The sequence below is a fragment of the Serratia sp. 201 genome (assembly GCF_037027545.1).
In the GTDB taxonomy this organism is placed as follows: Bacteria; Pseudomonadota; Gammaproteobacteria; order Enterobacterales; family Enterobacteriaceae; genus Serratia; species Serratia bockelmannii.
This window is the reverse complement of the sequence record NZ_JAXCHC010000004.1, coordinates 232,573-256,212: the sequence shown is the minus strand read 5'-3', so window position 1 is coordinate 256,212 and position 23,640 is coordinate 232,573. Positions and strand designations below refer to the sequence as shown.

The window sequence follows — 23,640 nt, the reverse complement described above, 5'->3', positions numbered from 1 at the left end:
TCCGCCCTGGCACCCCCGGCCAGGGCGGCTAATATATTCCTGGAATATCAAATAGCGGATTGGCCTTTGCCCGCCGCCGGCAAAGGTTCTACCGTGACAGGCCGACGGCGCCCGCGCCGTAAAAACCAACGATAACAAACCGTTCTCAGCGCCGCCTTGCGGCGCCTTCAGGGGATACACACCGATGAAAGCCAAACTCTTGCCGCTGTTCCTGCTCGCCGCCCTGCCCACCGCCACGTTAGCCGCCACGCCGCCGAATACGCTGGTGGTGGTGCAATCGCTGGATGACATCGTCAGCCTCGATCCGGCGGAAGCCAACGAACTCTCCAGCATCCAGACAGTGCCCAGCCTGTATCAGCGTCTGGTGCAGGCGGATCGCGACGATCCGGCTAAGGTGGCGCCGGTGCTGGCGGAAAGCTGGCAGGGCGATGCGGCGGCTAAAACGCTGACGGTGAAACTGCGGCCGCAGGCGGCGTTTGCCTCCGGCAATCCGCTGACCGCTGACGACGTGATCTTCTCTTACAGCCGCGCGGTGAAAATGAACAAGTCGCCGGCGTTCATCCTCAACGTGCTCGGCTGGCAACCGGACAACATCGACGCGCAGCTGAAGAAGATCGACGACCATACCGTGCAGCTGCGCTGGACGGCGGACGTCAGCCCGGCGGTGGCGCTGAATATCCTCTCGACGCCGATCGCCTCGATCGTCGACAGCAAGGCGGCGCTGGCCAACGTCAAAGACGGCGACTTCGGCAACGCCTGGCTGAAAATGCACTCCGCCGGCAGCGGCCCGTTCAAGATGCGCGTCTATCAGCCGCATCAGGCGATCGTGCTGGACGCCAACCCCACCTCGCCGGGCGACAAGCCGCAGCTGAAAAACATCATCATTAAAAACGTACCGGATCCGGCCACCCGCCGCCTGCTGATCCAGCAGGGCGACGCTGATATCGCCCGCGAACTCGGCGCCGATCAGACCGACACGCTGAAGAACCAGCCGGGCGTCAAGGTGCTGGAGATCCCGTCCGCCGAGCAAAACTACCTGGTGTTCAACACCGGCAACGGCGCCAATCCGCTGCTGAACAACCCGGCCTTCTGGGAAGCGGCGCGCTATCTGGTGGATTATCAGGGCATCACGAAGGATCTGCTGAAGGGCCAATACTTCGTGCACCAGAGCTTCCTGCCGGTCGGGCTGCCGGGCGCGCTGGAGACCAACCCATTCAGCTACGATCCGGCTAAAGCGAAAGCCATCCTGGCCAAGGCGGGCATCACCCACGCCGCCTTTACGCTGGACGTAGAGAACAAACCGCCGTTCATCACCATCGCGCAGGCGCTGCAGGGCAGCTTCGCCGCCGCCGGTGTGAAGATCGAACTGCTGCCGGCCGCGGGCAGCCAGGTTTACTCACGCGTGCGCGCCAGGCAGCATCAGGCGGCGATCCGGCTGTGGATCCCGGATTACTTCGACGCCCACTCCAACGCCAGCGCCTTCGCCTACAACGACGGCAAAAGCAGCACGGTGGCCGGGCTGAACGGCTGGCAGATCCCGCAGTTGAATAAGCAGACGCTGGCGGCGCTGGCCGAAGCCGATCCAGCCAAGCGCCGCGCGCTGTACACCGCCATGCAGCAGGAGCTGCAGCGCAGTTCGCCGTACGTGTTTATCGATCAGGCTAAAACCGAAGTGGTGCTGCGCGACAACGTCAAAGGCTATCAACAAGGGTTGAACGCCGACATGGTCTACTACGATCGCGTCAGCAAATAGCCGGCGAGCGGCCATCGCCGGCCAATCGATTGCGGGGCGGCAAAAAACGGCGTTTTAACGCTTGCAGTGGCGAAAAGCGCGAGTATAATGCGCCACAATTTGCCAGGAGAAAGCATGAAAAACGACGTTTGTTTTGTTAGCCGCAATCGACAAAACCGACTGCCTATCGGCGGCCAGCTGCCGTTGTTTCTCCTGTTGCTAAACCGATCGTTTCAAGCCCCTCATTGAGGGGCTTTTTTTTGCCTTAAAAAGTCCCGCGCCACGGGCACGCGTCGAGGAGGAGTGAAAAATGGCCAACCCGCTGTATCACAAACACATCATCTCTATTAACGATCTCAGCCGCGAGGATCTGGAGCTGGTGCTGCGCACCGCCGCCGGTCTGAAAGCCAACCCGCAGCCGGAACTGTTGAAACACAAGGTGATCGCCAGCTGCTTCTTTGAAGCCTCGACCCGTACCCGCCTGTCGTTCGAAACCTCGATGCACCGCCTCGGCGCCTCGGTGGTCGGTTTCGCCGACGGCAGCAACACCTCGCTTGGCAAAAAAGGCGAAACCCTGGCCGACACCATCTCGGTGATCAGCACCTATGTGGACGCCATCGTGATGCGCCATCCGCAGGAAGGCGCAGCGCGCATGGCCTCGGAATTCTCCGGCAACGTGCCGGTGCTCAACGCCGGCGACGGCGCCAACCAACACCCGACCCAGACCCTGCTGGATCTGTTCACCATCCAGGAAACCCAGGGGCGCCTGAGCAACCTCAGCATCGCCATGGTCGGCGACCTGAAATACGGCCGCACCGTGCACTCGCTCACCCAGGCGCTGGCCAAATTCGAAGGCAACCGCTTCTACTTCATCGCCCCGGACGCGCTGGCGATGCCGGCCTACATCCTGAAAATGCTGGAAGAGAAAGGCATCGAGTACAGCCTGCACAGCAGCATTGAAGAAGTGGTGCCGGAGCTGGATATTCTCTACATGACCCGGGTGCAGAAAGAGCGCCTCGATCCTTCCGAGTACGCCAACGTGAAGGCGCAGTTCGTGCTGCGCGCCGCGGATCTGGCCGGCGCGCGCGCCAACCTCAAGGTGCTGCACCCGCTGCCGCGCATCGACGAGATCGCCACCGACGTGGATAAAACGCCGCACGCTTACTACTTCCAGCAGGCGGGCAACGGCATCTTCGCCCGTCAGGCGCTGCTGGCGCTGGTGCTCAACGCAGATTTGGCTCTTTAAGGGGGAACCGCCATGACTCACGACAACAAACTGCAGGTCGAAGCGATCAAATGCGGCACGGTGATCGACCACATTCCGGCGCAGATCGGTTTCAAGCTGCTGACGCTGTTCAAGCTGACCGCCACCGACCAGCGCATCACCATCGGCCTGAACCTGCCCTCCAACGAGCTGGGCCGCAAGGATCTGATCAAGATCGAGAACACCTTCCTGACCGAGCAGCAGGCTAACCAGCTGGCGATGTACGCGCCGAAGGCCACGGTAAACCGCATCGACAACTATGAAGTGGTACGCAAGCTGACCCTCAGCCTGCCGGACCACATCGACGGCGTGCTGACCTGCCCGAACGGCAACTGCATCAGCCGCAGCGAGCCGGTGGCGTCGAGCTTCAGCGTCAAATCGCGCGGCGGCGAAGTGCACCTGAAATGCCGCTACTGCGAAAAAGAGTTCGAGCATCAGGTGGTACTGCAGGCAGACTAAGCCCGGCATGGGCGCCGGGAGATGGCGCTGTCATTCTCCCGGTGACGCCCTATAATGGGTCCTCTGAAAATTACTCTACCCACGTTGCTACCCACCGAATTTTACGCTGCGGCCGACCGCGCGGCGGCGTGAAAGACAACGGGTCTATCAGGAGAAAACATGTCACGTAATATCAGCACTGAACTCGCCCCGGCAGCCATTGGTCCTTACGTGCAGGGCGTTGATCTGGGCAGCATGATCATCACTTCCGGCCAGATCCCGGTCGATCCGAAAACCGGCGCCGTCGCCGACGACGTCGCCGCACAGGCGCGCCAGTCGCTGGAAAACGTTAAAGCGATCGTCGAAGCCGCCGGCCTGATCGTTGCCGACATCGTGAAAACCACCGTATTCGTGAAAGACCTGAACGACTTCGCCACCGTCAACGCCGCGTACGAAGCCTTCTTCACCGAGCACAGCGCGCCGTTCCCGGCCCGCTCTTGCGTAGAAGTGGCGCGTCTGCCGAAAGACGTGAAGATCGAAATCGAAGCCATCGCCGTGCGTCGTTAATCGACACGCATGCGAATCACGGCCAGTGCAGACTGGCCGTTTTTATTGATAATCATTTTATTAACCCAATTAATTTATAGCGATAGCGTAATATCGTTCACATTTACAATTCCCTAATAAAAATACGCCTATAATTGTTTTTCACCCGGCCGGGTCATTGCTGTTTCATTTCGTTCACTTCGTGAATAATGACAGGAGATAACCATGGCACCTAGCGTATTGGATTATTTTATCCAACAAGTTTCCCGTTATCCGGAAAAAACCGCCGTCGTCGGCGATAATAAACACCTGACCTACCGTCAATTGGATGAAGCCAGCAGCGCACTGTGCGCGCTGTTGCTACGGCGGGGCGTGGCGCCCGGCAGCTATGTGCCGCTCGTCACGCTGCGCACGCCGGAAATGCTGATCGGTATGTTGGCGATCGTCAAAGCCGGCGCAGGCTATATTCCCATCGACGCCCGTTACCCGGAAAAAAGAATACAGGATATCGTCACGCAAAGCGGTTCCCCTTTAATACTCGCCAGCAACGCGACGATAGCGCTTTCGGAAAATAACTTCAGCGAGGATATTATTTATATTGATAATATATCAACTTCTTCGCAGGAGAATATAACGTTAATTTCTCCGTCTCCCGATGCCATCGTTTATCTCATTTTCACTTCAGGCACCACCGGCAAACCGAAAGGTGTGCTGATAGAACATCAGTCACTGCTGAATTTAATTCTCTGGCATAACAAGCAATTCGCCATGGATGCCGAAAGTCGTTCTACGCTGATCGCCGGCTTGAGTTTCGACGTCGCGCAATGGGAGATCTGGTCGCCTCTGACCAGCGGCGGCACATTGTATCTGCCCCCGGAAGACGCTCGCCTGCAGCCGGAAGTCCTGCTGGCCTACTTTGCCGAACAGGGCATTACCCACGCCAGCCTGCCCGCCGTACTGGTTGCCGAAGTGGTCGGCGCGCCGCAACCGGCCAATCTGGCGCTGCGGTATCTGTTCAGCTCAGGGGAGAAACTTCATCCGGTCGATCTGCGCGGCATCGATTATTCATTGATCGACTACTACGGCCCGACGGAAGCCACCATATTCGCCACCTGCAACCGGGTGGCTTGCGCCACGCAAAACCCGCCCGCCAGCATTGGGCGGCCCATCGGCGATACCGAAATCTTCATCCTCGATGACCGACTGCAGCCCGTGATCGGCGATCGCCCCGGCGAGCTGTATGTCAGCGGCCGCTGTCTGGCCCGCGGCTACCTGAACAATCCGGCGTTGACCGCCGAGCGCTTCATCACCCCGCCTCACTTCGCCGGATTGCGCCTGTACCGCAGCGGCGATCGGGCTCGTTGGCTGGCGGATGGCCGCATTCAATATCTGGGCCGTATCGACGATCAGGTCAAAATCCGCGGCAATCGCATTGAACTGGGCGAAATCGAAAACGCCATGCTGCAGGTTGCGGGCGTCCGTAAAGCGGTGGCCGCCGTGGCAATGGCTGACGATCCGCTGGGCAAGAAAATCGTGGCGTTTCTGATCGCGGAGAGTGACAGCGAAAACGTGACCGCACGCGTCCGACAGAAACTGAAAGAAACGCTGCCCACCGCATTTCTGCCCGCCGATTATCGTTTACTGGAACACATGCCGCTGAACAACAACGGCAAGATCGACAAAGCGGCTCTGTTGGCGCATTACCAATCGGTCAGCGTCAGTGTCGACGTTGCGCAGCCGCTGACCGCCGACCAGCGCGTCGTCGCCGATCTCTGGCGCTCGCTGCTGAAAGTGGAACAGCCCGCAGCCGACGATGATTTTTTCTCGCTGGGCGGCCATTCGCTGTTGGCGGCCAAACTGATGGCGGCGCTGGCCGAGGCATTTGCCGTCGAGACTTCGGTGCACGACATCTATGAATATCCCACTCTGGGCGCCCTGGCGCAGGCACTGGCACAACGCAGAGACCGGCAACCGACACAGCGGCAAGGCGAAGCGCGTGCCTTGCAGGATGATGTTTATTTGCCGTCGGATCTCGTCATCGATCCGACGTTCGATCCGCGGCAAATCAGCGCGCCGCGCGCCATTTTGCTGACCGGCGCCACCGGCTTCGTCGGCGCGCATCTGTTGGCCGATCTGCTGCGCACCACCGACGCCGAGCTGTACTGTCTGGTGCGCGACGGCGCCAAACTGCCGCCGAGACAGCGGCTGGAGGCGGTGCTGCAGCGCTACCGGATCGCGCTGAACGCCAGCCAGCACGCGCGCATTCATATCGTGCCTGGCAACGTAGCGGAACACGACTTTTCGCTGACGCCGGCGGCCTACAGGGCGTTAAGCCGAGATATCGATCTGATTTACCATTCGGCCAGCGCGGTGAATTTTATCCAGCCTTACGCCTACATGAAGCGCGACAACGTGCAGGGCCTGCGGGAAATCATTCGCTTCGCGGCGCATAGCCGCACCAAGCCGCTGATGCTGCTGTCGACCATCTCCGTATACAGCTGGGGGCATCTGCACACCGGCAAGCGGGTGATGCGGGAAAGCGACGATATCGACCAAAACCTGCCGGCGGTCAGCCGCGATATCGGCTACGTGCGCAGCAAATGGGTGATGGAGAAAATTGCCGATTTGGCGGCGGCGCAAGGCCTGCCGCTGATGACCTTCCGCCTGGGCTACGCCACCTGCCACAGCCGTACCGGCGTCAACGCCGATTATCAATGGTGGGGACGGCTGGTGAAAACCTGCATCAGCAGCGGCACGGTGCCGGATTTACGGGATATGCGCGAAGGGTTGACCACGGTGGATTACATGACCCGGGCCATCGCCCACGTCTCTCGCAATCCGCAGGCGCTGGGGCAGAAATTCAACCTGATCCATCAAGGTGACAATAATCTGACGCTGCGTGAGTTTTTCAGCCTGCTGGAGCGCGAGTTCGGTTATCGTTTTCGTCCCTTGCCCTTCGCACAGTGGCGGGCCCAATGGGAAAACGACAGCGACGCGCCGCTGTACCCGCTGCTCAGCCTGTTCAAGGATCCTATGGTGGACGAGCTATCGACGGTGGAGCTCTATCAAGACACCTATCGGTGGGACTGCAGCAACCTGCAACGCTTCCTGCAGGGCAGCGGTATCGATGAGCCGCGCTTCACCCGCCAGCTGCTGCTGAATTACCTGCAGCACGCCATCGGGTATGCGCCGCTGTCGCTACAGGCGTAATGAAACCGGGGCTCAACTGGCCGAGCCCCGTCACCCTCACTCCGTTTTAAGCCCCCGCAGCAGCGCCTCCAGCGGGTACACCGCGGCAATCACCACTTCGTCGCGCGTCTGCGCCGCCGCATCCAGCCGGCGCTGCGCTTGTTCGGCCTCGGCCCGGCTCAGCGGTTTGTCCTGCTGATGGCGATCCAGCAGCGTTAACCCCAATACGGCCAGGGCATCGACGTCCTGCGCCACCGGCGCCAGCTCCCGCAGCGTGCGGTTGCCCGCGATCGCCGTTTGCAGCGCCGCGCCGTTCGCCTGCCAGCGCTGCAGCCGTTCGCGCAGCGCCTGCGCCGCCGCCTTATCGCGCTTATCCTTCAGCAAAGCCGCAACCTGGGCATGCATGTCACGCACCGCGCCGCTCTCCGGCGGCAGCGCATCGGCAAAGCGGTTCAGCGGTTCGAACTGATGATAGTTGCCGGCCTGGAACTTCAGGTGCTGCCGGGTGTAATACTGCGCCGGTTCCACCGCCTCGGCCAGGATCTGTAGCGGCGCGATCTGCACGCTGTTGCTCAGCCGGGTGAATTCGCGCGCCGTTTCCGCATGCTGCTGCAGGCCGACCGACACCACCGACCAGGCGTCGATCGCCGCCAGCCGCCGGTACATGTTGCTTTCGTCGGTAACGTCCTGCGCCGACCACAGCCGCTCCGCCACCGCGAAGGCGCGCGGCCACAGCTTGAGATCGATCAGCGGCGCGCGCACGTTTTCCGCCCACAGCGCCGCTTCACCGCCGAGAATATTGGCCTGCCCTTTCTCGTCCGGCACCACCGGCATCTTGCCCGCCGGCGCCGCCGCCAGCTTGTCGCCGCTGGTGGGGTAACGCACGTTGCCGACCAGCGTATAGCCGCTGAGCTTGTCCTGTTGCAGCGTGACCACCGGCCGCGTGTCGCCCATCCAGGTATCGACGCGGAACGTCACCTGCTGCGGCGTGCGCCAGACGATGTCGTGCACCGCGCGGCGCGACTTGCCGTTGAAATCGATAAAGCCGCGCCAGCCCTGCTTGCCCTCGATCAGCGTGAAGCTGCCCTCCACCGCGCTACCCTTCAGACGCGGCATGCTGAAACGCCAGCTTTGCGCCTGCTCGCCGGGTTGCACCGCCGTCTCAACCCCCAGCGGCTGCGGCAGAATTTCATTGCGGTAGTGATAGGCGGTGCTTTGCGGCTGATCGAGGTAGAAACCGGTGGAGAGGATGCCCTGATAGCCGTCCTGCGCGCTGGCGCCCAGCGAGTCTTGCCCCTGCCAGGATTGAATGACGATCGAGCGCGGCAGCGACGGATGGTAGATCTCATCCCAGCCGACCATCTGCCGCTGGTGCTTCTCGAGGATCTTTTCCAGCTTCTGGTTGAAGTAGGCCTGCAGCGCATGGGTATCCGCCAGCCCGTTCTGCTGCATAAACGCCTGAATCGACGGCGATGCCCGCCACTGGCTGGCGTCCACTTCGTCGCCGCCGATGTGCAGATAAGGATCGGGGAAGATCGCCGCCAGCTCGCCGACGATCGTATCGACAAACTGATACACCTCGTCGCGGGTCGGATCGAGCGTCGGCTTATGCACGCCCCACTCGCGCTCCATGCGATACGGCCCCGGCGCGCTCATCAGATCGGGATAGGCCACCGCGATGCTGGAGGCGTGCCCCGGCATGTCGATCTCCGGCACCACGCGAATGCCGCGCGCCGTGGCGTAAGCCACCACCTGCCGCATTTGCTCACGGGTGTAAAACTGGCCGTCGCTGGCCTGCTGCTGCAATTTGGGGTAATGCTCGGAGGCGAAGCGCCAGCCCTGATCGTCGGTCAGGTGCCAGTGGAATACGTTGAGCTTGGCCGCCGCCATGCCGTCAAGCTGGCGCAGAATGTCCGGCAGCGGCAGGAAATGGCGCGCCGAATCCAGCAGCACGCCGCGCCACGGAAAACGCGGCACGTCGCGAATATCCACCAATGGCAGGAAAGTGTTTTGCCCGTCGGTCTGCAGCAGCTGCAGCAGGGTCTCCATGCCGCGCAGCGCGCCAAAGCGAGTGTTGGCGGTCAGCGTGGCGCCCTGCGGCGTGACCGCCAGCCGGTAGCTCTCATCGCTGCCCGGCAGCGGCTGCGCCGCCACCCGGTCCTTGATCACCACTTTGATCGCCGCGCCGTTTGCTTCTTCCCTCAGCGCCAGCGTCCAGCCGGTCTGCAACTCGATGCGCTGGCGCCAGCGCGGCAGCGCGTCGCCCAAATCATCACCCTGCAGCGTCAGAGACAATCGGCGATCCAGCACCAGCTTGCCCGCCGGTTGCGTCACTTCCACCTGCTGCGGCCAGGGCATCAGCGGCAAATCACCCGCCGGCTGCGCCAGCGCGCCGCAAGAAAACCATAACGATGAAGCCAGTAGCGTATAACGGAAAGGTCTGTGCATCGGAAATTCCTCAGAGGAAAAAAACAAAATATCCCCAATGAATTTCAAACCACCGCTAGGCGGCAAGCGCCCGCATCCCCAGGCGCTTAGGTCTGCTAAGTCACTGGGGGGCGGGCGTACAGCCAACAACGCGGTGGCTTGAAAGGCGCAGGGGAAAACAGCCAACGCTGTAGATAAAGACTCAGCACAGAACAGATGTCCAACCGTTGCGGTGAAAAAGCGGACGGGATCACAGTTGCCCCCTCCCGGCCGGAGGGGGCGAACGGGTTATTGCCAGCCGTAGCGGCGCACGAACCAGCCTTTCACGCACTGGGTCAGCACCATGTAACCGGCGAGGATCAGCACCAGCCACGGGAAGTAACCGAGCGGCAGCGCCTGCAGCTGCAGGAAGCCGGCCAGCGGCGAGAATACCAGGCCGATGCCGGTGGCGATCACCGCCAGCGTCATGATGCACAGCGGCCAGGACGGGCGGCTCTGGATAAACGGAATTTTGCGCGTGCGGATCATGTGCACGATCAGCGTTTGCGACAGCAGCCCTTCCACGAACCAGCCGGACTGGAACAGCGTCTGCATTTCCGGCGTGTTGGCCTTGAATACCCACCACATCAGGCTGAAGGTCAGCACGTCGAAAATTGAACTGATCGGCCCGAAGAACACCATAAACCGCCCCAGATCGGCGGAATTCCAGCGCTGCGGCTGGGTGATCTGATCGTCGTCGACGTTATCGAACGGGATGGCGATCTGCGAGATGTCGTACATCAGGTTCTGAATCAACAGATGCAGCGGCAACATCGGCAGAAACGGCAGGAAGGCGCTGGCGATCAGCACGCTGAACACGTTGCCGAAGTTGGAGCTGGCGGTCATCTTGATGTATTTCAGCATGTTGGCGAAGGTGCGGCGCCCTTCGATCACCCCCTGCTCCAACACCATCAGGCTTTTTTCCAGCAGGATGATGTCCGCCGCTTCCTTGGCGATGTCCACCGCCGAATCGACGGAGATGCCGATATCTGCCGCGCGCAGCGCCGGCGCGTCGTTGATGCCGTCGCCCATAAAGCCCACCACGTGCCCCTGGCGGCGCAGCAGTTTGACGATGCGCTCCTTGTGCAGCGGCGTCAGCTTGGCGAACACCGTGGTACGCGCCGCCGCCTGCGCCAGCTGCTCGTCGTCCATCTGCTCGATCTCGCTGCCGCGCAGCAGATGATCGGCCTCGAGCCCGACGTCACGGCACACTTTGGCGGCCACCAGCTCGTTGTCGCCGGTGAGGATCTTCACCGTGACGCCGTTCTGTTTCAGCGCCGCCAGCGCCGGCGCGGTGCTTTCCTTCGGCGGATCGAGGAAGGCGACGTAGCCTTCGAGGATCAGATCCGACTCGTCCGCCACGCCGTATTCATGGGTTTGCGCCGGCAGGATCTTGTTGGCCACCGCCACCACCCGCAGCCCCTGCTGGTTGAGATCGTCGGTGATGCGGCGGATCCTCGCCAGCAGCGCCTCGCTCAGCGGGATCACCTCGTCTTCGTGGCGCACGTGGCTGCAAATCGCCAGCATCTCTTCCAGCGCGCCCTTGCACACCAGCTCGTGATACTCGTTGTCTTTGGCCACCACCACCGACATGCGGCGGCGGACGAAATCGAACGGGATCTCATCCACCTTGCGGTAGTTTTGCAGCGCCTGCGGCTGCTGATTTTGCTCCGCGCAGCTCAGCACCGCCACGTCGAGCAGGTTTTTCAGCCCGGTCTGGTAGAAGCTGTTCAACCAGGCGTAGCGCAGCACCCGCTCGCTGCTGGCGCCGAACGCGTCGGTATGGCGCTCCAGCACGATCTTGTCCTGAGTCAGGGTGCCGGTCTTGTCGGTGCACAGAATGTCCATCGCGCCGAAGTTCTGGATGGCGTCCAGACGTTTGACGATCACCTTCTGGCGCGACAGTTTCACCGCCCCTTTGGCCAGCGTCGAGGTGACGATCATCGGCAGCATCTCCGGCGTCAGCCCGACCGCCACCGACAGCGCGAACAGCGCCGCCTCCCACCAGTCGCCCTTGGTGTAGCCGTTGATCAGCAGCACGATCGGCGTCATCACCAGCATAAATCGGATCAGCAACCAGCTGACCTTGCTGATGCCGCTCTGGAAGGCGTTCGGCTGCTCATCCTGGCTGGTGACGCGCTGCGCCAACTGGCCGAAATAGGTACCGCCGCCGGTGCCAATCACCATCGCCAGCGCGGTGCCGCTGACCACGTTGGTGCCCATGAAGCACAGGTTCTGGCAGTCGAGCGGATCGGCCGCCAACGCCTGCGGCGCCGCGGATTTTTCCACCGGCAGCGATTCACCGGTCAGCGCCGCCTGGCTGATGAACAGATCCTTGGCCGACAGCACGCGCAGATCCGCCGGGATCATGTCGCCGGCCGCCAGCTTGATGATGTCGCCCGGCACCAGCTGCGCGATCGGCAGCTCCACGTGCTCACTCTTGCCGGTGAGCGCATCGCTGCGGATCACCGTGGCGGTGTTGCTCACCATGGCCTTCAGTGCGTCGGCCGCCCGGTTGGATCGTGCCTCCTGGATGAAGTTCAGCAGCGTGGAGATCAGCACCATCAGCGCGATCACCAAGGCGCCGGTGAGATCCTCGGTGGCGTAAGAAATCATGCCGAGCGCGGTCAGCAGCAGGTTGAACGGGTTGCGGTAGCAGTGCCAGAGGTGTTGCCACCAGGCCTCTTTCTGCTGATCGTCGATGACGTTCTCGCCGCAGCGCTGGCGCACCTGCTCCGCCTCATGGGCGGTAATGCCTTCCGGGTGGCTGTGGAAACGCTCAAACAGCTGCATCGTTTCTGCGGCGGCGCATGCCAGCCGCTGCTGAGCCAGGCCGGCCGGCATATCGCGCGCAGCGCCGCCGACGCTGTCCAGCAGACTGTCGCGACGCACCAAACGGCGCGGGAGGCCGCGGGCGAACAGGCCCAGCAGCTGGCGGGGGAGTTTTTTCAGTTTCATGGTTCGCACCTCGTCGCCCGGTGCCTCACGGCAGCGGGTAAACGGGGATCGTCATCGGCCGGGCGGATGGCGGGTGCGCCAAAAGCCTCTGCCAACGCAGATCCTTATTATTTTTTTTCAGCAGCAGGAGCGAACGACGAAGCGCGCGCTACCGGTTACCGTGATGTACTTCACCGGTAAAACAGCAGCGCCAGGCGGAGAGGTTTTACCGGAGAACCGAGTGAGTGTCTAAAGCAGTCGGGTCGGGGTCCATATGGGGGATCACCTCCGGTAAAGGGAAAAACAGAGCGGCAGGAGCGGCCGTTCAGCGCAGTGCAACAATCCCGTTTTGCATCAAGATCCGCGTCGGAAAATGAGCTATGCTGACGGGCATTGTTTTACAGGCCGTTATGTTACGCCTGTCCACTTCAACGAAAAGTAAACCATGCAAAACCGGCTGACCATCAAGGACATCGCACGCCTGAGCGGCGTAGGTAAATCCACCGTCTCACGCGTGTTGAACAATGAAGGCAGCGTGAGCCCGCAAACCCGTGAACGGGTGGAAGCGGTGATCCGTCAGCAAGGGTTTACCCCCTCCAAGTCGGCACGCGCCATGCGCGGCCAGAGCGACAAAGTGGTGGGCATTATCGTTTCCCGTCTCGATTCGCCGTCGGAAAACCAGGCGGTGCGCACCATGCTGCCGTTGCTGTACCAGCAGGGCTTCGATCCGATCGTGATGGAGAGCCAGTTCGAAACTCGCCTGGTGCAGGAGCATCTGCACGTGCTGCATCAGCGCAACGTCGACGGCGTGATCCTGTTTGGCTTCACCGGCCTGACCGCGGCGATGCTCAAGCCGTGGCAGGAAAAAATGGTGGTGATGGTGCGCGAATACGACGGCTTCTCGTCTGTCTGCTATGACGACGCCGGCGCGGTGAACCTGTTGATGGATCGCCTGTATCGGCAAGGGCATCGGCATATCGGCTATCTGGGGGTGCAGCTCAGCGACGCCACCACCGGCCAACGCCGCTACCAGGCCTATCTCGACGCCTGTGAACGCCTCACGCTCACGCCGCGCGCCACGCTGGGCGAACTGAGCTACCAGAGCGGTTTCCAGCACGCCGCCGAAGTGATTGACGCGCACACCAGCGCGCTGATTTGCGCCTCCGACAGCATCGCCCTGGGGGCGATCAAATACCTGCAACAACAGCCGACGCGCGCCATCCAGGTATGCGCCATCGGCAACACCCCGCTGCTCAGCTTCCTGTTCCCCGACACCCTGTCGGTGGAGTTCGGCTACGGCAGCGCCGGCCTGCTGGCGGCGCAGCAGCTGTTGGCACAGCTCAGTGGCGAACAGGGGATCCGCCGCCTGGTGGTGCCCAGCAAACTTTCCTGACGACCTGATGAGAAGTTGACCATTTTTTGTCATTTTGTGATCCTCGCCCCAATCCGGGAACGTTCCCATTTCATTCAAAAAGCCGAGTGGCTAAGCTTTGATCATTACTCAGTCAACACCTCTGCAGGTATCCCATAATGAGCAAAGTAAAACAGCAGGATATTGATCGCCTGATTGTTTTGGTCGGCGGCCGCGAGAACATCGCCACCGTCAGCCATTGCATTACCCGGCTGCGTTTCGTCCTCAACGATCCCAACAAGGCGAAACCGAAAGAGATCGAAGCGCTGCCGATGGTCAAGGGTTGCTTCACCAACGCCGGGCAGTTCCAGGTGGTGATCGGCACCGACGTCGGCGACTACTATCAGGCGCTGATCGCCAGCACCGGCGTCAACGAGGCCGACAAGGAGCAGGCCAAGGTGGCCGCGCGCCAGAACATGACCTGGACTGAGCGCACCATCTCCCACTTCGCCGAGATCTTCTTCCCACTGCTGCCGGCGCTGATCAGCGGCGGTCTGATCCTCGGCTTCCGCAACGTGATCGGCGACATCCCGATGTCCGACGGCCAAACGCTGGCGCAGATGCACCCGGCGTGGAAAACCGTTTACGACTTCCTGTGGCTGCTCGGTGAAGCGATCTTCATGTTCCTGCCGGTGGCCATCTGCTGGTCGACGGTGAAAAAGATGGGCGGCACGCCGGTGCTCGGCATCGTGCTGGGCGTCACCCTGGTGTCGCCGCAGCTGATGAACTCCTACCTGCTCGGCCAGCAAACGCCGGAAGTGTGGAACTTCGGCTGGTTCGTGATCCAGAAAGTGGGCTATCAGGCGCAGGTGATCCCGTCGATCCTGGCGGGCATGGCGCTGGGCTGGATCGAAACCCGGCTGAAAAAGATCGTTCCCGACTATCTCTATCTGGTGGTGGTGCCGGTGGTCTCGCTGCTGCTGGCGGTGTTCCTGGCACACGCGCTGATCGGGCCGTTCGGCCGCATGATCGGCGACGGCGTCGCCTGGGCGGTGAAATCGGTGATGACCGGCAGCTTCGCGCCGGTGGGCGCCGCGCTGTTCGGCTTCCTGTATGCGCCGCTGGTGATCACCGGCGTGCACCAGACCACGCTGGCTATCGACATGCAGATGATCCAGAGCATGGGTGGCACCCCGGTGTGGCCGCTGATTGCGCTGTCCAACATCGCGCAGGCCTCGGCGGTGCTCGGCATCATCATCATCAGCCGCAAGGCCAACGAGCGTGAAATCTCGGTGCCGGCGGCGATCTCCGCCTACCTCGGCGTGACCGAACCGGCGATGTACGGCATCAACCTCAAATACCGCTTCCCAATGCTGTGCGCGATGATCGGCTCCGCGATCGCGGGCCTTATCTGCGGGCTGGACGGCGTGATGGCCAACGGCATCGGCGTCGGCGGCCTGCCGGGCATTCTGTCTATCAAGCCGCAGTTCTGGCTGATTTACTCGCTGGCGATTCTGGTGGCGATCGTCATCCCGCTGGTGCTGACCATCATGGTCTACAAACGCAAGGCCGCCCGCGGCGAGCTGCCGGTTTGATTGACGCAAGATGAATGTAGGGGCCCGCTCACGCGGGCTCGTTGTCACGATTCAAAGGTATTGAACTATGAGCAACCCAACCCCCTGGTGGCAGAACGGCGTCATCTACCAAATTTATCCGAAGAGTTTTCAGGACAGCACCGGCAACGGCTACGGCGATTTGGCCGGGGTGACCCGGCGGCTGGACTATCTGCAGGAACTGGGCGTCGACGCCATCTGGCTGACGCCGGTCTACGTATCGCCGCAGGTAGACAACGGCTATGACGTGGCGGACTACTGCGCCATCGATCCGGCTTACGGCACGATGGCCGACTTCGAGCAGTTGATCGCCGCCGCCCACCAGCGCGGTATCCGCATCGTGATGGACATGGTGTTCAACCACACCTCGACCGAGCACCCGTGGTTCAAAGCCGCGCAGGATCGCCACAGCCCGTATCGTCAGTTCTACGTCTGGCGCGACGGCGACGGTGAAACGCCGCCGAACAACTGGCGCTCCAAGTTCGGCGGCAACGCCTGGCAATGGCACGCCGACAGCGGCCAGTATTACCTGCACCTGTTCGCCGCCGAGCAGGCGGATCTCAACTGGGAACACCCACCGGTGCGCGAAGAGCTGAAGAAAGTGTGTCAGTTCTGGGCGGACAAAGGCGTCGACGGCCTGCGCCTCGACGTGATCAACCTGGTGTCCAAGCAGCAGGACTTCCCGTCCGACAGCCAGGGCGACGGCCGCCGCTTCTATACCGACGGCCCGCGCATTCACGAGTTCCTGCAGGAGATGAGCCGCGAGGTGTTCCAACCACGCGGCCTGATGACGGTGGGCGAGATGTCCTCCACCACGCTTGAGCATTGCCAGCAGTACGCGGCGCAGAGCGGCGAAGAGCTGTCGATGACCTTCAACTTCCACCACCTGAAGGTGGACTACGCCGGCGGTGAAAAATGGACGCGGGCGGCGCCGGATTACGTGGAACTGAAGCAGATCTTCCGCCACTGGCAGCAAGGGATGCATAACCGCGCCTGGAACGCGCTGTTCTGGTGTAACCACGATCAGCCACGCATCGTGTCGCGCTTCGGCGATGAAGGCGCACTGCGGGTGCCGGCCGCCAAAATGCTGGCGATGGTGCTGCACGGCATGCAGGGCACGCCTTATATCTATCAAGGCGAAGAACTCGGTATGACCAACCCCGGCTTCCGCGCCATCGAACAGTATCGCGACGTGGAAAGCCTGAACATGTACGCCGAACTGCGCGCCCAGGGCCGCAGCGACGCGGAGCTGCTGGCGATCCTGGCCGACAAATCGCGCGACAACGGCCGCACGCCGATGCAGTGGAGCGCCGCGCCCCACGCCGGTTTCACCACCGGCACGCCGTGGATCGGCTGCGCCGAGAACTACCCGCAGATCAACGCCGACGCGGCGCTGGCCGATCTCGACTCGGTGTTTTACGCCTACCGCCAGCTGATCACCCTGCGCAAGCAGTATCCGCTGCTGACCCACGGCGACTATCAGGATCTGGCGCCGGAACACCCGGCGCTGTGGTGCTATCAGCGCAGCTGGAACGGCCAGCGCCTGCTGGTGGTGGCCAACCTGAGCCGCGAACCGCTGGCCTGGGCGGCGGAAGGCGTGGAAGCCTCCGCGCAATGGCGCCCGCTGATGAGCAACTACGCCGATTCGGCGGACCAGCCGCAGGCGCTGACGCTGCGGCCGTTCGAAGCGGTGTGGTGGCTACTCGAAGACTAACCCCGCAGGGCGCGGCGAGCGCTGCGCCCTACCATTTCCCCAGCAGCGCCACCACCCCGGCGGCCTCTTGCGCCAGGCGTTCGTCGCTCATGTCGAATACACCCTGCACCAAATGCGGCGGCAGGTAATCCATGCCGGTCAGGTTGGCCATGGCGTGGAACGGCAGCAGCAGATCCTGCACCGGATAACGGTTGTACCCTTCCGCCGTATAAGCCTGCGCGTTACCGCCGGTGCTCACCACCAGCTGCAACGGCTTGCCGTGCAGTTTAGTGCCCTCGCTGCCGTAGGCGAAACCGTAGGTTAATACCGCATCCTGCCATTCGCTGAGGATCGCCGGCGAGCTGTACCAGTAAAACGGGAACAGCATCACTACCGCATCATGGCTCTGCAGCAACTCCTGTTCGCGCGCCACGTCGATGCGATAATCCGGGTACGCGCGGATCAGCTCATGTACGGTAACGTTAGGCAGCGGGCGTACGGCCTCGATCAGCGCCTTATTAATGCGCGACTCGTCGGGGGTGCGGTGGGCAGTTAACACTAAAATGCGTGGCATAACGATTCCTCGGTCATAAGAAGATGAGGGCATTTTTCCATTTCCGCCGCTTCGGGTGTAGGCTGTTAGAGGTCACTTCAATTTCAACCGAAAGTATCAACCACTATGTCGCTGCCCTTTGACGTGCATCGCCTGTTGCCGGCCTTCCTCGCCGCCGCGCAGGCGCAAAATTTCTCCGCCGCCGCCCGCCAGCTGGGCGTGACGCCGGCGGCGGTCAGCAAAAACATCCGCGCGCTGGAAGAAAAGCTGGCGCTGCGGCTGTTTCAGCGCAACACCCACAACGTGTTGCTGACCGACGAGGGCAAAGCGCTGCTGGCACAGGTGGCGCCGCTGTGGCAGGCGTTGGCGGCGACGCTGGAAAGCGCCGGCGGCGAACGGCAGGCGCCTGCCGGCGTGGTGCGCGTCACGATGATCCCCGGCTTCGGCCGCCAGATGCTGATGCCGTTGATCCCGCAATTTCTGGCACGCTACCCGCAGATCGATCTCGATCTGTCGCTGGATGCCCGGGTGGTGAATCTGGTGGGCGAAGGTTTCGACGTCGGCATCGGCAGCCGGGTCGATCCCGACAGCCGGCTGGTGGCCCGCCCGCTCTACCCGATGCACATGGTGCTGGCGGCGTCGCCGGACTATCTGGCGCGGCGCGGTGAACCGCAAACGCCGCACGATCTGCTGCGGCACGACTGCCTGCTGCACCGCAACCCGGCCAACGGCCGCCACGTCAAATGGCAGCTGCGCCATCAGGGCGAAACGCTGGCGCTGGATCTGAACGGCCGGCTGGTGGTCAGCCGCCCGGAGATGTTGCTGGATGCGGCGCTGGCCGGGCTGGGCATCGTCAACCTGGCGCGCTGGTACCTCGATAAGCACTTCGAACAGGGCACGCTGCGGCCGGTGCTGGCGGAATGCTGGCCGCGTCCGGTGCAGCTGTGGCTCTATTACGCTTCGGCGGATCTGCCGCCGCGGGTGCGCGTCTGGGTCGATTTTCTGCTGGAACATTTTCGCGATCGGCCAGCCGGCGATTGACGTCTGTTCAGCTTGCACACGCTCTTCCGTTTTCCTTGTTCTACATCAAAAGAATCGCGCCAATATCTATATATAGTGCATTAAGAATTGCGAACGCCTATATATAGTAGTTATCCACAAAATCATCCACACGCCGCCACAGCCCTTGCGCGCTGCGGCTTTGCCCTGTGGATAAGCGAAATTTGACGGTTGCTCGCCATGCCAGGCGGGTATGAACGCTCCCTCGGGGAACAAGGAGTACAACGTGAAACCAGTAGTGATTAAGCGGGACGGTTGCCAGGTACCTTTTGACGAAGCGCGCATCGCGCAGGCCATCGAGCGCGCCGCGCTGGCGGTGGGCGTGGTCGACGCCGACTACTGCGCTACCGTCGCCCGCGTGGTCGCTCAGCGCATGGAGCTGCAGCCGCGCGTCGATATCCACGAGATCCAGCAGGCGGTGGAAAACCAGCTGATGGCCGGCGAGTACAAACAGCTGGCGCGCGCCTATATCGAATACCGCCACGATCGCGACGTGGCGCGCGAGCTGCGCGGCCGCCTGAACCAGGAAATTCGCGGCCTGGTCGAGCAGAGCAACCGCGCGCTGCTGAACGAAAACGCCAACAAGGACAGCAAGGTGATCCCCACCCAGCGCGACCTGCTGGCGGGCATCGTCGCCAAACACTACGCCAAGCAGCACATCCTGCCGCGCGACGTGGTGCTGGCCCATGAACGCGGCGAAATTCACTACCACGATCTCGACTACTCGCCGTTCTTCCCGATGTTCAACTGCATGCTGATCGATCTGAAAGGCATGCTGACCAACGGCTTCAAGATGGGCAACGCCGAGATTGAGCCGCCGAAGTCGATCTCCACCGCCACCGCCGTGACCGCGCAGATCATCGCCCAAGTCGCCAGCCATATTTATGGTGGCACCACCATCAACCGCATCGATGAAATTCTGGCGCCGTTCGTCGACGAGAGCTTCCGCAAACACCTGCAGGTGGCGGAAGAATGGCAGATCCCGGATGCCAAAGGCTATGCCATGGCGCGCACCGAGAAAGAGTGTTACGACGCCTTCCAGTCGCTGGAGTACGAGGTCAACACCCTGCACACCGCCAACGGCCAGACGCCGTTCGTCACCTTCGGCTTCGGCCTTGGCACCAGCTGGGAGTCGCGCCTGATCCAGCGCTCGATCCTGAAAAACCGCATTGCCGGGCTGGGCAAAAACCGCAAGACCGCCGTGTTCCCCAAACTGGTGTTCGCCATCCGCGACGGCCTCAACCACCAGTACGGCGATCCGAACTACGACATCAAGCAGCTGGCGCTGGAGTGCGCCAGCAAGCGCATGTACCCGGACATCCTCAACTACGATCAAGTGGTTAAAGTCACCGGCTCGTTCAAAACGCCGATGGGCTGCCGCAGCTTCCTCGGCACCTACGAGCAGGACGGCGAACTGGTGCACGACGGCCGCAACAACATCGGCGTCATCAGCCTCAACCTGCCGCGCATCGCGCTGGAGGCGATGGGCGATGAGTCGCGCTTCTGGGCGCTGCTGGAACAGCGCCTGCAGCTGGCGAAAAAGGCCCTGATGACGCGCATCGCCCGGCTGGAAGGCATCAAGGCGCGGGTGGCACCAATCTTGTACATGGAAGGCGCCTGCGGCGTGCGGCTCAAGGCCGACGACAACATCGCGGATATCTTCAAGAATGGCCGCGCCTCAATTTCGCTGGGCTACATCGGCCTGCACGAGACCATCAATGCGCTGTTCGGCGGCGAGAACCACGTGTATGACGACGAGGCGCTGCGCGCCAAAGCGGTGGCGATCGTCGCGCGGCTGCGCGCCGCCGTCGACGCCTGGAAAGACGAGACCGGCTACGGCTTCAGCCTCTACAGCACGCCGAGCGAGAACCTGTGCGATCGCTTCTGCCGGCTGGACACCGCCGATTTCGGCGTGGTGCCGGGCGTCACCGACAAGGGCTATTACACCAACAGCTTCCACCTCGACGTGGAGAAGAAGGTCAATCCGTACGACAAGCTGGACTTCGAAGCGCCCTACCCGCCGTTGGCCAGCGGCGGCTTCATCTGCTACGGCGAATACCCGAACCTGCAGCACAACCTGAAGGCGCTGGAAGACGTGTGGGACTACAGCTACACCCGGGTGCCTTACTACGGCACCAACACGCCGATCGACGAGTGCTACGAATGCGGCTTCACCGGTGAATTCTCCTGCACCAGCAAAGGCTTCACCTGCCCGAAATGCGGCAACCACGACTCGGCCAAGGTCTCGGTCACCCGCCGGGTGTGCGGCTATCTCGGCAGCCCCGATGCCCGGCCGTTCAACGCCGGCAAGCAGGAAGAGGTGAAACGCCGGGTGAAACACCTCGGCAACGGGCAGCTCGGCTGAAAAGCGCCGTGCAGCCTAGGCAGAAGCCTGTTCATCAGGCGTGATTGTCACAGCCAGTTTGCCTTCGGCCAGCGCACACCAACCGCAGCGTACACGCAGTACGTGAGGATTGGGAGCCCTGCCCGGAGGCAAAATGGCCAGTAAAATAGCCTGATGGGCAGGCCTCACATGAATTATCACCAGTATTACCCGATCGACGTCGTCAACGGCCCCGGCACCCGCTGCACGCTGTTTGTCGCCGGCTGCGTGCACCAGTGCCCCGGCTGCTACAACAAAAGCACCTGGCGGCTCAACTCCGGCCAGCCGTTTACCCCAGCGCTGGAAGACCGCATCATCGCCGATCTGAACGATACCCGCGTGCCGCGCCAGGGGCTGTCGCTCTCCGGCGGCGATCCGCTGCATCCGGCCAACGTGCCAAGCATCTTAACGCTGGTGAAACGGGTGCGCGCCGAGTGCCCCGGCAAGGATATCTGGCTGTGGACCGGCTACCGGCTGGCGGAGCTGGACGCGCAGCAAATGCAGGTGGTGGACAGGATCAACGTGCTGGTCGACGGCAAGTTCGTGCAGGATTTAAAAGACCCGGCGCTGATCTGGCGCGGCAGCAGCAACCAGGTGGTGCATAGGTTGCGATGAGTTAACGGTACGTGTGTCGACATGTGTTAATCCAAAGTCGGCATGATACGGCTACGGCACAGAGCTAAACCTGATCTGATAGGCGGCTTTGTGCCAAAAGCGGAAGCTGGAGTGCCAAAGACTCTCTAATAGTGGATGGGTAGTTTTGCAGGGGTGTTTACATTGCGCTTCGCTTGCTGCCTTTTACTTAGGTTCTGACGAATACTTTCTCATATGCAGTTCATTGGTAATATAAGGAACATTCTCTTTTTTTTGTTTCTTACCTTCATGTCTAACCATAAAAGCAAATGAAAATATTGCTGAACGGGTAATCTGAATCAACTGACCGAAATGGTGAATAAACTCATCCTCTTTGATAAAAAGAATATCTTTAATCAATTTATAAGACTGATAAAGATCTTCTGCTTTATCACTTTTATGTACCACCAAAAATTTATGCTCTAGACCATTTCGCCACTCTTTATAAAAAGCCAATTCGCCACCTTTATTTTTATTCAGGTCAGTAGCAATGCTGTACAATGCTAAAAGTCCAGGTGACTTTATATCTTCAAACCGTTGTCTTCTGTTATCAACGTCTAACTGCCAGAAGCTTTGAAAATAGATATTTTTCTGTAACCCACCCTTCTTTGCAGGTGGATAAACTTTGTGAAGTTCACAGATACATAACGCAATCTTATCGAGAATACCAAAGCAGAGACGAAATGCCGTTCTGATCTTCTCAATATCAATTCCTAAGATCTCGTCATTATGTAACTCCAGAAAATGGCATTCTTCTTTGATAGCATCCGTATCCTGAGGATAAAGGTAATCAAAATAGAGATGGCGGGCAAGTGAAAACTCCGATTTAAAGCGGTTTAATGCCATCTCCATTGGAATAATAAAATCACCGGTTACACCAGAAGAAGAGATGACAAGATCATCGGTGGCACTCCCCACGCAGGGGCAATAAAGACCGTGCTCGGACAGCGTCAGATAATTTATTAGGCAGAATTGCCTATATGCACTTAATGCGCCAAACTCCTGTTGCGTGAGCATGTCATCATGCTCGTCCGTTTCGCCGTCTGCTGATACACATTTTTCTATTTTATCGTTCATTTGTGCTATACGACCAAGATAAAATGATTCCCATTGTGGAGGAATTTTTTTGGAAACAGATGCATTAATATAACCTTTTCGTATCTCCTTCAGTTGCTTAATGGAGTATGAAGATGAAACAAGGTTTAGCTCAATGAGCGCGGCAGAACGATTGACCCAAGACTGTGGTATATCTAATCCCTTGCGATTAGTGAGATCATAATATCTCAGTGCCTCACTCAGCCTAAATTGGCTTCTTAGCGAATTGGCCAGATTAACGGACAGTTCCGCCTGAAACTCTTCGCTCTCTTGTGAGGAGAATCTAAAGGCTCGCCAGTAGATGTTTTTTAACGAAACAAGTTCTTCTATTGACTGGAATGTGTGGTCGTGAGGATTATCGACACTTATCTTATTAGACAAGGCATTACCATAATTATAATAAAAATGGCTCTCTCCTTGTACATGTGCTAATGCTTCCTTGTTATCATCCATCAGCTTAAAACCAAGCTCTGCTGCATTTTTATGGTTGCTCATTTGCCCAATATCAACAAGACTGCCAGCCACATTCCCCAGCACAATAAAATAATTTTCACCTTTGACCGTTATTTCCCCCAGTTTTTCCAGGAATACAACGGATTGCTGGTATGCCAGGTCAAAATCACCACTATCAACCAGTCGGTGAATATTGAGACTTTCATCTACAAGTTCTTTTGTAATCATGATCCAC

At 60.4% G+C, this 23,640-nt stretch carries 15 protein-coding genes; 11 read left to right on the top strand and 4 right to left on the bottom strand.

Annotated elements, in window-relative coordinates:
• Positions 1-184: 184 nt before the first annotated feature.
• The 5 genes from WA302_RS19975 to WA302_RS19955 all read left to right on the top strand — a co-directional run bounded on the left by WA302_RS19975 (position 185) and on the right by WA302_RS19955 (position 7,190).
• Positions 185-1,753, top strand: coding sequence for an ABC transporter substrate-binding protein (locus WA302_RS19975; protein WP_049208821.1), 1,569 nt, complete (start codon positions 185-187; stop codon positions 1,751-1,753).
• A gap of 289 nt (positions 1,754-2,042) precedes the next feature.
• Positions 2,043-2,978 carry an aspartate carbamoyltransferase gene (gene pyrB / locus WA302_RS19970; protein WP_049204480.1) on the top strand — a complete coding sequence of 312 codons (936 nt, stop codon included), beginning with the start codon at positions 2,043-2,045 and terminating at the stop codon, positions 2,976-2,978.
• Between the two features lie 12 nt (positions 2,979-2,990).
• Positions 2,991-3,455, top strand: coding sequence for an aspartate carbamoyltransferase regulatory subunit (pyrI, locus tag WA302_RS19965; RefSeq protein WP_004933377.1), 465 nt, complete (start codon positions 2,991-2,993; stop codon positions 3,453-3,455).
• Positions 3,456-3,614: 159 nt separating this feature from the next.
• Complete coding sequence (ridA, locus tag WA302_RS19960; protein WP_004933379.1) at positions 3,615-4,001, top strand: 2-iminobutanoate/2-iminopropanoate deaminase; 387 nt, start codon at positions 3,615-3,617, stop codon at positions 3,999-4,001.
• Between the two features lie 204 nt (positions 4,002-4,205).
• Complete coding sequence (locus WA302_RS19955) at positions 4,206-7,190, top strand: non-ribosomal peptide synthetase (RefSeq protein ID WP_261456564.1); 2,985 nt, start codon at positions 4,206-4,208, stop codon at positions 7,188-7,190.
• Positions 7,191-7,226: 36 nt separating this feature from the next.
• Here WA302_RS19955 and WA302_RS19950 read toward each other — a convergent pair whose 3' ends face one another.
• Together WA302_RS19950 and mgtA are read right to left on the bottom strand one after the other, a co-directional pair.
• Entirely contained in the window at positions 7,227-9,617 is a 2,391-nt protein-coding gene (locus tag WA302_RS19950; RefSeq protein ID WP_099817041.1) for a beta-N-acetylhexosaminidase, read from the bottom strand.
• Positions 9,618-9,884: 267 nt separating this feature from the next.
• Positions 9,885-12,593, bottom strand: a complete 2,709-nt coding sequence (mgtA, locus tag WA302_RS19945) for a magnesium-translocating P-type ATPase (protein WP_336064707.1) — start codon at positions 12,591-12,593, stop codon at positions 9,885-9,887.
• 424 nt (positions 12,594-13,017) lie between these two features.
• Here mgtA and treR point away from each other — a divergent pair, with 424 nt between their 5' ends.
• The 3 genes from treR to treC all read left to right on the top strand — a co-directional run bounded on the left by treR (position 13,018) and on the right by treC (position 17,250).
• Complete coding sequence (gene treR, locus WA302_RS19940) at positions 13,018-13,965, top strand: trehalose operon repressor TreR (protein ID WP_033641688.1); 948 nt, start codon at positions 13,018-13,020, stop codon at positions 13,963-13,965.
• A gap of 137 nt (positions 13,966-14,102) precedes the next feature.
• Positions 14,103-15,518, top strand: a complete 1,416-nt coding sequence (gene treB, locus WA302_RS19935) for a PTS trehalose transporter subunit IIBC (RefSeq protein ID WP_043139193.1) — start codon at positions 14,103-14,105, stop codon at positions 15,516-15,518.
• Positions 15,519-15,585: 67 nt separating this feature from the next.
• A complete protein-coding gene (treC, locus tag WA302_RS19930) occupies positions 15,586-17,250 on the top strand; it encodes an alpha,alpha-phosphotrehalase (RefSeq protein ID WP_197791137.1) in 1,665 nt (554 codons plus the stop codon).
• A gap of 28 nt (positions 17,251-17,278) precedes the next feature.
• Here the strand turns inward: treC and WA302_RS19925 are convergent, their stop codons facing one another.
• Positions 17,279-17,803 (bottom strand): NAD(P)H-dependent oxidoreductase, encoded by a 525-nt coding sequence (locus tag WA302_RS19925; RefSeq protein ID WP_025305105.1) that lies wholly within the window; start codon positions 17,801-17,803, stop codon positions 17,279-17,281.
• A gap of 105 nt (positions 17,804-17,908) precedes the next feature.
• Between WA302_RS19925 and WA302_RS19920 the strand changes: the two genes are divergently transcribed.
• The 3 genes from WA302_RS19920 (at position 17,909) to nrdG (ending at position 21,839) form a co-directional block, all read left to right on the top strand.
• Complete coding sequence (locus tag WA302_RS19920; protein WP_336064706.1) at positions 17,909-18,823, top strand: LysR family transcriptional regulator; 915 nt, start codon at positions 17,909-17,911, stop codon at positions 18,821-18,823.
• 244 nt (positions 18,824-19,067) lie between these two features.
• A complete protein-coding gene (nrdD, locus tag WA302_RS19915; RefSeq protein ID WP_336064705.1) occupies positions 19,068-21,206 on the top strand; it encodes an anaerobic ribonucleoside-triphosphate reductase in 2,139 nt (712 codons plus the stop codon).
• Positions 21,207-21,374: 168 nt separating this feature from the next.
• A complete protein-coding gene (gene nrdG / locus WA302_RS19910) occupies positions 21,375-21,839 on the top strand; it encodes an anaerobic ribonucleoside-triphosphate reductase-activating protein (protein WP_060448235.1) in 465 nt (154 codons plus the stop codon).
• Positions 21,840-22,022: 183 nt separating this feature from the next.
• Here nrdG and WA302_RS19905 read toward each other — a convergent pair whose 3' ends face one another.
• Positions 22,023-23,633, bottom strand: coding sequence for an LA2681 family HEPN domain-containing protein (locus WA302_RS19905; protein ID WP_336064704.1), 1,611 nt, complete (start codon positions 23,631-23,633; stop codon positions 22,023-22,025).
• Positions 23,634-23,640: the final 7 nt, after the last annotated feature.